9 protein-coding genes are annotated in these 11,852 nt (G+C 57.7%); 5 read left to right on the top strand and 4 right to left on the bottom strand.

The window, feature by feature from the left end; genetic code table 11:
- Positions 1-12: 12 nt before the first annotated feature.
- Positions 13-453, bottom strand: a complete 441-nt coding sequence (locus LT85_RS12880) for a carboxymuconolactone decarboxylase family protein (protein ID WP_038489323.1) — start codon at positions 451-453, stop codon at positions 13-15.
- 217 nt (positions 454-670) lie between these two features.
- Between LT85_RS12880 and LT85_RS12875 the strand changes: the two genes are divergently transcribed.
- Complete coding sequence (locus tag LT85_RS12875; RefSeq protein ID WP_038489320.1) at positions 671-2,110, top strand: PLP-dependent aminotransferase family protein; 1,440 nt, start codon at positions 671-673, stop codon at positions 2,108-2,110.
- A 69-nt stretch (positions 2,111-2,179) separates the two neighbouring features.
- Here the strand turns inward: LT85_RS12875 and LT85_RS12870 are convergent, their stop codons facing one another.
- Together LT85_RS12870 and LT85_RS12865 are read right to left on the bottom strand one after the other, a co-directional pair.
- On the bottom strand, positions 2,180-3,964 hold the full coding sequence (locus LT85_RS12870; RefSeq protein WP_038489317.1) for an alkaline phosphatase D family protein: 1,785 nt from the start codon (positions 3,962-3,964) through the stop codon (positions 2,180-2,182).
- 36 nt (positions 3,965-4,000) lie between these two features.
- On the bottom strand, positions 4,001-4,921 hold the full coding sequence (locus LT85_RS12865; RefSeq protein ID WP_038489314.1) for a sterol desaturase family protein: 921 nt from the start codon (positions 4,919-4,921) through the stop codon (positions 4,001-4,003).
- A 98-nt stretch (positions 4,922-5,019) separates the two neighbouring features.
- Between LT85_RS12865 and LT85_RS12860 the strand changes: the two genes are divergently transcribed.
- From LT85_RS12860 to LT85_RS12850, 3 genes are all read left to right on the top strand, one after another.
- Positions 5,020-6,072 carry an AraC family transcriptional regulator gene (locus LT85_RS12860; protein ID WP_052135530.1) on the top strand — a complete coding sequence of 351 codons (1,053 nt, stop codon included), beginning with the start codon at positions 5,020-5,022 and terminating at the stop codon, positions 6,070-6,072.
- Positions 6,073-6,305: 233 nt separating this feature from the next.
- Entirely contained in the window at positions 6,306-8,774 is a 2,469-nt protein-coding gene (locus LT85_RS12855; RefSeq protein ID WP_052135134.1) for a phosphocholine-specific phospholipase C, read from the top strand.
- 308 nt (positions 8,775-9,082) lie between these two features.
- The gene (locus tag LT85_RS12850) at positions 9,083-9,463 is read left to right on the top strand and encodes a DUF427 domain-containing protein (protein ID WP_038496077.1); all 381 of its coding nucleotides are present in this window, start codon (positions 9,083-9,085) and stop codon (positions 9,461-9,463) included.
- Between the two features lie 119 nt (positions 9,464-9,582).
- Here LT85_RS12850 and LT85_RS12845 read toward each other — a convergent pair whose 3' ends face one another.
- Positions 9,583-10,455 (bottom strand): DNA-binding protein, encoded by an 873-nt coding sequence (locus tag LT85_RS12845; RefSeq protein ID WP_038489311.1) that lies wholly within the window; start codon positions 10,453-10,455, stop codon positions 9,583-9,585.
- A 219-nt stretch (positions 10,456-10,674) separates the two neighbouring features.
- Between LT85_RS12845 and LT85_RS12840 the strand changes: the two genes are divergently transcribed.
- On the top strand, positions 10,675-11,832 hold the full coding sequence (locus LT85_RS12840) for a tyrosine-type recombinase/integrase (protein WP_038489308.1): 1,158 nt from the start codon (positions 10,675-10,677) through the stop codon (positions 11,830-11,832).
- Positions 11,833-11,852 lie beyond the last annotated feature (20 nt).

Raw genomic sequence — 11,852 nt, 5'->3', positions numbered from 1 at the left:
GAGCAATGTTGGTCAGACAGCCGGCATCTTGCGGAAAGCGATCGCCAACCGGTTCCAGCTGTTGATGGTATTGATGGCCAGGCTCAGGTTGACCATTTCAGCGTCGTTGAACTGGGCGCGCACCAGGTTGTAGTCTTCATCCGGCACATGGGTCTGGGCAATCAATGTCAGGGATTCGGTCCAGGCCAGCGCGGCGCGTTCACGTGCGGTAAAGAACGGAGTTTCGCGCCAGGCGGTGACGCCATACAGGCGGCGCTCGGTTTCACCGGCCTTGCGGGCGTCCGCAGTATGCATGTCGATGCAAAATGCGCAGCCGTTGATTTGCGAAGCGCGCAGTTTCACCAGCTCCAGCAGCGATGGTTCCAGTCCCAGCTTGTTGACTGCGCCTTCCAGAGCAATCATGGCTTTCATCACTTCTGGCGAGGCTGTGTAGAAATCGATACGTGCTTCCAAAATACTCTCCTGTGCATTGTTAAGTTGGCAAGTTACGTCGGTAAGAGACTGTATGATAGGGGGCGCAGGCAGGCCTGTGGATAACCAATTCGGCGAAAAAACAGGAGACCACTGGCGGCCAAATTTGCACTGGCTGCGCGGACATGCTAAAACGCTGGGCTGCATCTGAGTTGTATTTGGGCACAGATGTTCATCTGTTTTGTGCTGTGGAGCAGTTATGGAATTACATGTCGTCATCGACGGGGACAAAGACCTGGCGGGCCAGATTTACCGGCAAATCAAGGAAGCCATCCAGGCAGGTCGGTTGGCGGCAGGCGAACAAGTGCCTCCATCGCGTTTGCTGGCCCAGCAGCTCAAGGTGTCGCGCAAAACCGTGTCGGAAGCCTATGCACGGCTGACCGTCGACAAGCTGCTGGTTGGACAGATCGGTAGCGGCACTTTTGTCAATGAGGTCAATGTGCAGGGCCCGCCGCGCGCCCGGCAGTTTGCCAGCAAGGACTTGGCCGGCGCCGCTGCCCTGAAAACCTGGCTTGGGCGCTCAGTTCCGCTGCCGCCGCCGGGATCGGAGCGGCGCTCAGGCTATGATTTTGTTGGCGGCGGCGCAAAGGGTCATTTTCCGGTGAGCGAGTGGCGCCAGTGCGTCCTGCACGGCTTGCGCAAAAGCCAGGCCGACCGCAGTTTTTATTCTTATGCGGAAGGCTTGCCAGTATTGCGCGAAGCTATCGCCCGCCATACTTCGTTCGCACGCGGCGTACAGTGCGTGCCGATGGATGTTTTGGTCACCAACGGTGCGCAGCAAGCCATTGATCTGATTGCCCGTGTTTTGCTGGAGCCTGGCTGCACGGTGGCGGTCGAAGATCCTGGATATCCAACGGCGCGCATGGCGTTCGCTAGCCAGGGCGCCAACATCGCCAGCATTCCGGTGGATGACGAAGGCATGATCGTTGATCAGATTCCTGACCGGACGCGCCTGATCTATGTCACCCCGGCGCATCAATTCCCGCTCGGCATGCCGATGAGCCTGGCGCGCCGCAAGGCGTTGTTGAAACGCGCCAGCGAGCTGGGTGCGATCATCATCGAAGACGACTACGACAGTGAATTCCGCTACGAAGGAAGGCCCACCGATTCTTTGCAAAGCATGGATAGCGAAGGATTGGTGGCGTTTGTCGGGACTTTTTCCAAGAGCATGCAGCCGGAATTGCGCCTCGGCTACCTGATTGCGCCGCCGGCGATCCGCGAAGCGGTGGCCATCGCCAAGCATTTGTCCGACTGGCATGCGCCGACCATGCTGCAATGGGCGCTGGCCAAATTCATCGATGACGGCTATCTGCAGAAACACATCCGGCGCTGCCACGCGATCTATGCCAGCCGCCGCGCGCAATTGCTGTCGCGCTTCGCTACCGACCTGGCGCCATGGCTGCAACCGATCGCCGCTACGGCCGGCTTTCACATGACGGCGCTGACCAGGTCGGATATCGACATTCCCTTGTTGCTCAAGCTGGCGCGGCGGGTCGACGTCGGCCTCTATTCCACCGATGTCTTCTATCACGAGATTCCACCCACGCCGGGCTTGTTCTTTGGCTATGGTGCTATTGAAACCCTGGATATTGCGCCGGCGCTGGACAGGGTCAAGGCGATTCTGACGGAAATAGCTTAATCAGATCCATCGTGATGCGCCTTCCCCTCAGCATGTCGTTGATAACGGAAAGGCGCAGCGAGCACGTTGTCAGGAAACCACCGGTTTTAGCGTATTCACCGCGACATTGATCGTGGTTGCGATGGCTGCCGGATTGGCGATAGCACCGGCAGCCGTCAACGTGCGATCGACCTTTTTGAACACCACCGTAAACGCGTCCGGCGTTACCGTCACCGATGCATATCCTTGCGCGTCATGATCGGCCAGCACCAGATCGGGATTGTTCAGCTTGAATACCGTATCGAACACCGCAGGCGAAGAAACCAGCGCCGCGCGCGGGTCGTTGGCCGGCAGGCCTGATTTCACATAGCTGTAGAAGGAGGAACTGCTGATGCCGGCGGTTACAAAATCTACCAGCACCGGCACGCCTGTAGTCGGATCGGGGCCGCGCACCACGCCGCACTGGTAGGCGTGCAAATCACCTGTGATGGCCATGACGTTCTTGATGTTGTTGTTTGCCAGGAAGCCCATCAGGTCGGCTTTCTGGGTTGGGTAGCCATCCCATGAGTCGCAATTGGCGATCAGCTTGGGATTGCTGTCGACCGGCGCCAGCGGAGCGACCGGATCAATCCACAGGCGGTTGAGCATGACTTCGTTGCCCCAGACTTTCCAGGTTGCAGTGGAAGTTTGCAGGGTGTTTTTCCACCATGTGGTCTGGTCGGCGCCAAGCATGGTCGGCAGTTGATTCTGATGCGCGGCCGCGTACTGCTGTTCGGCGCTGGCGAGCGTGGCCTTGTCGACGAAATAGCGCACGCCGATCGGGCTGCTGGTTTGCGACGCGCTGCTTGTCTGGCTGGTTTGCCAGCCCACCGGATGCTGGGTGCGGTACAAGCGCTCATCGGTCATGACCAGATGCACTAGCTGGCCGAAGTGGAAATCGCGGTAGATGCGGATATTCTGGAAGGATGGATTGTTCAGGTCGAACGAGACGTCGCCCATGTCGACCGGCGTGTATTCGAACCATGCCTGGTTGGCTACGCGCCGGCGCGATAACTGCTCGGGGTTGTCGAGCGTATAGGTTTCGTGATCCTGCCAGCTGTCGTCTGTGAATTCGTGGTCGTCCCAGATGGCGATCAAGGGGAAGGCCTGATGCAGCGCCTGCAGCCGCATATCGCCGCGATAGGTGCGGTACAGCGTGCGGTAGTCCGCTAGCGTGGTGGCGTAGTTGCCGCCGGCTTGCAACGGCAGCGGCGTGCCGTCGGGCAGCTTGATCGGCGGGTGTGCGCTTTCGACCGAGCCAGCCTGATAGGCGGCGCCCACTGCTTCGTAGATGTAGTCGCCCAGATGCACGATAAAGTCGAGGTCGGTCTCTTGCGCCATCAGCGCTAAGGCGCCCCAGTGATTGATCGACCAGTCCTGGCAGGTGAAGTAGGCAAAGCGCACGCGGCTGTTGCTGCTGCCGGCGGAAGGAGCCGTCTTGGTCTTGCCGGACGGGCTGGTGTCGGTGTCGGCGACGAAGCGGTAGTAGTAGGTGGTGGAGGGCGACAGACCGGTAATCTTGGCGCGTACGGTGTTGTCGTAGACCGGATCGGCGCTGAGCTGGACTTGCGCCGCCATTTGCTGGAAGCCGGCATCGGTGGCGACATCTAGCCGCACATTGATGCTGATTGCGCCACCGGCGGCAGGTATGACGCGGGTCCAGAACACCGCGCTGGTGTCGCGTGGATCACCGCTGGCTACGCCTTGCGGGAATGTATATGCGCCGCTTTTCCCAAATGATGCATCTCCGCTCCCGCCGCCGCAGCCAGCCAGCGTGCCGGTGGCAGCCGCTACGGTAAAAAATGTAGTGCGTTTGATAAACTCCCGACGATCCATTGTGTCTCCCTCTATTTTTTGTATTTAGAAAATTTTTCAGCTATCGGCGTTGTGCAGCTGGCTTTGCGCTGCGACGCCTGGTGTCCGTTCGTATTCAGGCGGCCCCCAGATATGTTTCAGGCGTTCGGTCGGTTTGCCCGGCTTGCCTACGTCTTTCCACATATCGATGAATTCGTGGAAGTTAAGCGTCAGCAAGTTGTGGCTATATACCTGCCGCTTGATGCCGTAATCAACGGCTTCCTGCTCTTCCACATAGGTGCCGAACAGGCGGTCGAAGACGATCAGGACGCCGCCATAGTTCTTGTCGATATAGCAATCGTTGCGGCCATGATGGGCGCGATGGTTGCTGGGCGTATCGAATATGTACTCCAGCACCGGATGCAGCTTGCCGACGCTTTCGGTGTGGATGAAAAACTGGTACACCAGGTCGCAAGCGTAAAGAATGAACACCACGGCTGGATGCACGCCAAGCAACACCAGCGGCATGAAAAACAGCCACCAGCCCGTAATCGGATACAGCATCGACTGCCGCATGGCGGTGCTCATGTTCATGTGCTCGCCGCTGTGATGCACCACATGGGCGGTCCAGAACCAGCGCACGCGGTGACTGCAGCGGTGGAACCAGTAGTAGCAAAATTCGACGGCAAGGAATATCGGCAGCAGGGTCCAGGCGTTGATGGGGATCGTGAAAAAGCGATGGCACCAGAACCAGAAAACCGCCGCGCCGACGAACAGCACGTGCACCAGCAGCTCGAAAAGCTGGTAGCTGCCGCCCAGATTGACATTGGTGAGGATGTCTTTCCAGTAGAACTGACGCCGGCCGCCGCGCTTGCGCATGACTTGCCATTCGATGGCGAAGCCGACCAGGAACAGAGGCGTCATGCCAATCAGCACCACCTGCTTCCACTCTATGTGCGCGCCGAAGGTGGCTTCCATCCAGCCGATCAGATCCATCATGAAGTACCGCTCCGTGTACAGTGTCGATTTGTTGCATATTAGGACTGGGGTTGCCGAAAGGCTTGACCGCGCCAGACAATTATTTGACAATTCTCGCCATGTCTCTCATCACACCGGTCCAGCCGCTTCGTGGCGTCGTGCCTAGCACCTACGTCAGGCTGCTGTATGAATACCTCGAAAAACAAGGAGTGGCGGCGGCCGCCTTGCTGGGAGTGGCAGCGCCGGAAGCAGCGGATCGTGGCTTGCAGCGCTACCCGGTGACGCGCTGGCAAGCGCTTCTGCAACGTGCCGCCGAGCATTTGCACGATCCCTTGCTTGGCTTGCGCCTGGGCCAGAGCATTACGCCGGCCCATTTCGGCGTAATGGGCTATGTGTTGCTGGCTTGTCCCAATCTGGGCGCAGCGCTGGCCCGCACGCTGCAATACCAGCGCCTGCTATACGACGTCAACCCGATGCGCAGCGCGCTGGAAGGCAGCGACCTGCTGCTCGAATGGGGCGTCGACCAGGGCCGCCCCGGTCCGCTGGTGGATGAATGCGCCATCACCGCGCTATTGCAACTGGCGCATAACGCCACTGGCCGCCGCGTAGTGCCGACCCAAGTCTGCTTTGTGAATCCGACGCCGGTCGATAGCAAACCCTATCGCGACTGGTTTGGCTGTCCGGTACTGTTCGACCAGCCGGTCACTTCCATCCACCTCCCGCAAATTTTGCTGGCTTTGCCGCTGCGCCAGCCGGATACGATTCTGCTCAATGTCTTGGAGCGGCAAGCCGAAGGTTTATTGGCGGAGTTGCCCCCTACGGACGACTTCGAACTGGCAGTGCGGCGCTGCATTGCACGCCTGATCCGCGAAGGACAGGCTGAACTGGAACTGGTGGCGAACGAATTGCATGTATCGGCGCGCACCTTGCATCGCCGGCTGGAAGCCAGCGGGATCAATTTCAGGGAGTTGCGAGAGAGTATCCGTCACCGCCTGGCCGAGCATTATCTGGCTGACCCGCGCCTGCAACTGGCGGAAATCGCCCAGTTGCTGGGCTATTCAGAGCAAAGCGCTTTTACCCGCGCATTCCGGCGCTGGAGCGGCTGTACGCCGTACGGCTATCGGCAGCGTCAGCCGGTTCCCCTCGGCGAGATACCACAAGTTTTGGTTTGAACGCTTCTTCCAAATGAAGCATGGACAGGCCCCAATCTTGTCGTTTTCAGACAAAAACCTGACGTAATACATTAAATAAATTAAATCATCAGTAATCAATAATGCATTGATTATTAATGGTTTGTTTTTGAATGTAATGTCGCCTTTTGCTCCGATTCCTTGGCGGTCATGAGGACGTAACATAAAAAATATAGCCTGTCGGCAAATTTAACCATGACCTCCCGGAGAACCATATGGCGCAAAAGAGCAGACGTGACTTCCTGGCCTTGACGGCTAAAACGGCCGCTGCTGCTGCCGCTGCAGGCGTTTTTCCTGAAACGATCCGGCAAGCGCTGGCGGTGCCGGCAAACTGCAAGACCGGCACGATCGCCGACGTCGAACACGTCGTGATTTTCATGCAAGAGAATCGCTCTTTTGACCATTATTTCGGCAAGCTGGCCGGTGTGCGCGGCTTCGGCGATCCACGCGCCATCTCGCTGCCAAGCGGACAGTCGGTGTGGTATCAGCCGAACGGCAGCTCTTACGTGCTGCCTTACCATTTCGATGCGAAGGGGACCAACGCCACGCAAGTCGGCCTGAACCATAGCTGGAAGGGTTCCGAGACTACCTGGAAGAACTGGGACGCCTGGGTGCCGAAGAAAACCGCCTACACCATGGGCTACTTCGACCGCGGCGACCTGCCTTTCTATTATGCGGTGGCGGACGCATTCACCATCTGCGACGCTTATCACTGCTCGATTTTCGGTCCGACCGATCCGAACCGCTTCTATGCCTTGTCCGGTACTGCCGGCGACAACATCACCGGGCTCAATGACGGCAACCTGTACAACGCCAATCCGATCTATAACGGCGACATCAACAACGACGATATCAGCGCCGCAACCACTGCCGCCGCGCCTAACTGGAAGACCTATGCGGAAGTCTTGCAAGCCAACAACGTCAGCTGGAAGGCTTACCAGGAGTTCGACAATTATGGCGACAACTATCTCGCCTATTTCAAGAATTTCCGGGTCGAAAGCGACGGCAGCCGCCTCAAGACCAGTTCGCCCTTGTATCAGAACGGCCGGGCGTTGGCGGACGGTTCAACCCAGGCCAACACCGCCGGCACCAAGGGTGATTTGCTGATCAAGGCCTTCAAGCGCGACATCGATGGCGTCAACGGCAAGACAGCGCTGCCGCAGGTTTCCTGGATTTTTGCGCCTTATGAATATTGCGAACATCCGGAGGCATCGCCAAACGCCGGCGAAGATATCGCCTCCCGGTTGCTGGGTGCGCTGGCAAGCAACCCGGAAGTATGGTCGAAGACGGTGTTCCTGATTAACTATGATGAAAACGACGGCTTTTTCGATCACGTGCCACCGAATGTTCCGCCATTGAACGCGGACATGGGCCAGACCACGCTGGCTGACCCAACGGTAGGCGAGCTGTACCAGCAAGTACCGAAAGGACTTGGGCCACGGGTGCCGATGCTGGTGATTTCGCCATGGAGCCGCGGCGGTCGCGTCTGCTCGCAGCTGTTTGACCACACCTCGGTGCTGCGCTTCCTGGAGGAATGGCTGGTAGAGGGCCGCGGCCTGGATCGCGACAAGGTTACCTGTAAAAACATTTCGCCATGGCGCAGGGCAGTGTGCGGCGATTTGACATCGGCATTTGATTTCAAGACCCCGAACAAGGCATGGCCGCAAATTACACCAGCGGCGCCTTACCATAAGGTCGATTCGACGGTAAGCGCCACGCCGCCGGCCGTGCAAACCTTCCCTGTTCAAGAGTTGAACCGCGGTCCACGACCGGCCTGCCATTTGCCGTATCAATTGCATGTCGATGCGCAGTACGCCGCACAATCCGGCCATCGCGAACTGTCGCTGACATTAGGCAATACAGGCAAGGCCGGCGCCGCTTTCATCGCCTATTCGAATCTGCGCCAGGACGGGCCGTGGCATTACACGGTGGAAGCCGGCAAGGTCCTGCGCGACGTCAAACTCGCCAACTGGACAGGCGACCAGTACGAATTGCGCGTACACGGCCCGAACGGCTTCTTCCGGGAGATCAAAGGCAGCTTTGCTGTCGCCGGCGCAGTAGCAGCGGCCAAGCCGGAAGTCCAGGTGCGCGACGACTATGAACGTCATGCAATCACCCTGGTATTATCCAACCACGCCGGGTCGAAACCATGCACTTTCACGATCACCGCCAACGCCGGTCCGTCGAGTGGTTTCCAGGGCTCTTATCCGGTGGCGGCAGGTCGGGTGCTTAGATTGATGGTGCCGCTCGGTGCGGCCAAAGGCTGGTATGACTTCAGCATCAAGGCAGATTCCGACGCAAACTTTTTACGCCGCGTCGCCGGCCACGTCGAAAGCGAAGCCCGCAGCTGGACCGATCCTCAAATCGGCGTAATTGCGCCATCGACACTGTCGACGGCGACGCCGCGCATACGCCAGGGCAGCAATATCGTATTCAACTACAGTACTGCGGCCCAAAAGCAGAATGCGCGCAACTGGATCGGCGTGTTTCCAATCTCCAGCACAGTACCTGACCAAGCCGGCTACAAGACCTATAGCCTGTATGAGTATGCCACCGCGCTCAATGGCCAGGTAACGCTCAAGACCCAGGGGCTGGCGGCAGGATCCTATAAGGTATGGTTTCTCGCCAACGATGCTTATGCTGAACAGCTGGCCGGTCCGGTTGTGTTTACCGTGACGGCCTAAGGTTGAGCGGGGCGCTGTTCGGGCCGCTTCGCGGTCGGTGCAATTGCCCCATACATTGCACCCCGAAACGGCCGGTCAGCTTGTCGTGGAATCCGCCCAACGACTGAAAGGCCGGCGGGGCGGCGCCTTACTCCCTTTCTGTGTCAGGGCAAACAGGGTATCGGTCTGTCCGCAGTTATCCCGCTCGGGGAGGGCATGCGCTGCAGCTTGGGTGAGCTTGTGCCATGATTGGCGTGCCAACGAATGCATCAATCAGTTTGCCGCCTATGAATGGCGACTTTGAGCCTGGCTACCAAAAGGAAGAAATCATGACATCCAAGATCGTCAAAATCCCCGGCCCCGATCATCCGATCTCGATCAAGGCGAGTCCATCGCGCATCGTAATTACCCTTGGTGGCCATGTCATTGCGGATACGCGCAAAGCATTGACGCTGCAGGAGGCAAACTACCCGGCTGTGCAATACGTGCCGAGGGAGGATGTCGATATGGCCCTTCTGCAGCGGACAGAGCATGCGACCTATTGTCCTTACAAGGGCGATTGCTCCTATTACAGTATTCCGGCCGGGGGCGAGCGCTCGATCAATGCTGTGTGGTCCTATGAGGCCCCGTATGCGGCAGTTGACGCTATCAGGAATCATCTTGCGTTCTATCCTGATCGGGTCGACGCGATTGAGGAACGTCAGGTTTAAGTTGAAAAACGGCGGCTGGTTATATTTTAATGGGTTGTACCGGCACAATGCCTGGCCGCGTAACAAGTGCGCCAGTTCAATCATTGCGAGGGTGAAGCAATTCAGCGACTCCGCAATCGCTAAAGCTTGCGCCGCCGGATGAGCTTGCCGCTGCCGAATCGCTGCCTGGCCGGGGTATTATTGGTAAATTTCAATTCGGACAACTCGGCCTGCGTAGCTTCTACACGTTTGTTGGCATCTGCAAGCGATTCTTCAATGGCGCCTAGCCGGCCTCGCGCGCCTGACAAGTCATTTTCCAGTGCAGCTATTTTTTCACGATAGGCATGCGCAGCAGATTTTCCTTCGGCTTCGACTCTGGCGAATTCAGCCTGCCATCGTTTTGCTTCGCCACGCGCCCGGTCGATTTCAAGCAGGCTGTGCTTGCGCAGTCCATCTAGCTCAGCCAGGCCCGCCGCATGCTCTTCGGCCTTGCGCCCCAGATCTGCGATCAAACCGACGATACGTTCATCTTTTACCAGCAATATGGCACGCTGTTCGGACAGGCTTTCTTCCAGGCGCTTGATCTGTTCGTCACGGCCAAGCAGGGCGGCGTTGGCAATCGTCAGCTTGCCCTTGATCTCATTGGCGATCTCGATGGCCGCCAGCGTGTCTTCCTGCGCCAGGTCGATCAGCTTTTCGCTTTCGATTTTTTCTGCCGCCAGCGATGCGCGTTCCGCAGTGAGGGAGTCGTTCGCAGACTCCACAGCAAAACGCCACAAGTCGCGGGTGAGGGCGGCCACAGCATCGGGCAGGTCGGCTACGCTCTTGTCTCGTTTTAGCTTAAGCAGATCGGCGTACCACTCGCTGATGTCCTTTTGTACATCGCCGTCCGAGCCTTTCTTGGCGCCGGTCGTTGCGATCGTCCATTCGCGCACCAGGCCGATAGAGGGTTTTTTTCCTTGCGCGGCAAGGGCGTCGCAGGCGGTCCAGCTGAGATTTTGGCGGTCGGACATGATTTTTCCTCTAAAAAGAGCATTAACCAGGATATTTTACGCAAATTTCCGATTTTGGTAATTTAAATTACGTAAATTAATAGTAATTAAAATTACGTATTGATAAATTTACTCGAGATTACGTTAATAATCTCGAGTATGTTGATCGCCGTGATATTCTGATGCTTTTCCAGGAAATACTCTGTTTTTTCTCTCTTTTTCTTCGCAACAAAGCTGCTTATGAATGGTTTCGCGCTGATAGATCTGGATCCGCTGGATAGAACCGCTCAGGCAGCCGAGCTGACTTTGGATCTGTTCGCCGGCGGCGAGCCGGAGCCGCTGGTGGCGGCGCGCTCAGACTCGGAACTGGCCCGGGCCTTTTTGTACAGCAGCGAGCTGTCTGCAAATTCAATCAAGAGTACAAAAAAAGAGCTCGGACGCTTTCTGTTGTGGTGCCAGCATCACGGCAAGATGCTGTATCAACTGCATATAGAAGACTTGATCGCCTACAAGGCTTTCCTGAAAGATCCGCAACCGGAGGGGACCTGGGTTTCGTTCACAAAATGGCCGCGGAATGACGAACGCTGGCGGCCTTTTTCCGGGCCGCTTGGAGACCCGAGTGTTCGGCAGGCTTTTCGGGTCGTGAAAGCATTGCTGGAATTTGCCAAGAATGCCGGTTACCTGCGGCGTAACGCCGGCGCGCTGGTTAAAAACGTCAAGACAACGCGCGATGCAAGGGTGACACGCTATTTAAGTCCGGATGCCATTGGGTATGTACAAGCGAGCCTCGATCTGCTGCCCGCGACAACGCCAACCAGGATCAAGGCCAAGGCGCGAGACCGGTTTTTATTTGTGAGCTACGTCGCAACCGGCGCACGGTTATCTGAGTTGACTGCCGCAAAAATGGGGGCGATGTATACCGAAGGGGACGGACGCTGGTGGCTCGACGTCATAGGCAAAGGGTCAAAGCCACGCAGATTGCCGGTGACGCCCGACATGCTCGACGCGTTCCGGGAGTATCGCAAAGCATTTGAACTGGCGCCCCATGCAACGCGCGACGACGCCACGCCGTTGGTGCTTGCCACCCGTGGACAAGTGCTCGCAGCAGTCACAGACGAAGCTGCATCGAATGCAATGAAATCACTGTTTTGGGCCGCAGCCGCCTTGGCGGAATCGACGAGCGACGCGGATAGCGCCTCGGCCTTGCGCCAGGCATCGGCGCATTGGTTGCGGCACACGATGCTCACCACGCACGCGAACAACAACGTCTCGCTGAAGGCGCTGCAAGATACCGCCGGCCACGCCAATATATCGACGACGGCCGTCTATCTTCATAAGAGCGATAAAGAACGTCATGACGAACTGATGGGATCACTTAATCGCAGCCGCAACAGCTAATTCGCAACTGACAACAACCG

It is taken from the genome of Collimonas arenae (assembly GCF_000786695.1).
Classification (GTDB): domain Bacteria; phylum Pseudomonadota; class Gammaproteobacteria; order Burkholderiales; family Burkholderiaceae_D; genus Collimonas; species Collimonas arenae_A.
This window is presented reverse-complemented; position numbering and strand designations above follow the sequence as displayed.

Coding starts and splice junctions, on each gene's coding strand:
- LT85_RS12875 (WP_038489320.1), top strand. CDS start 671: ATGGAATTACATGTCGTCATCGACGGGGACAAAGACCTGGCGGGCCAG.
- LT85_RS12870 (WP_038489317.1), bottom strand. CDS start 3,964: ATGGATCGTCGGGAGTTTATCAAACGCACTACATTTTTTACCGTAGCG.
- LT85_RS12865 (WP_038489314.1), bottom strand. CDS start 4,921: ATGATGGATCTGATCGGCTGGATGGAAGCCACCTTCGGCGCGCACATA.
- LT85_RS12855 (WP_052135134.1), top strand. CDS start 6,306: ATGGCGCAAAAGAGCAGACGTGACTTCCTGGCCTTGACGGCTAAAACG.
- LT85_RS12860 (WP_052135530.1), top strand. CDS start 5,020: ATGTCTCTCATCACACCGGTCCAGCCGCTTCGTGGCGTCGTGCCTAGC.
- LT85_RS12845 (WP_038489311.1), bottom strand. CDS start 10,455: ATGTCCGACCGCCAAAATCTCAGCTGGACCGCCTGCGACGCCCTTGCC.
- LT85_RS12840 (WP_038489308.1), top strand. CDS start 10,675: ATGAATGGTTTCGCGCTGATAGATCTGGATCCGCTGGATAGAACCGCT.
- LT85_RS12850 (WP_038496077.1), top strand. CDS start 9,083: ATGACATCCAAGATCGTCAAAATCCCCGGCCCCGATCATCCGATCTCG.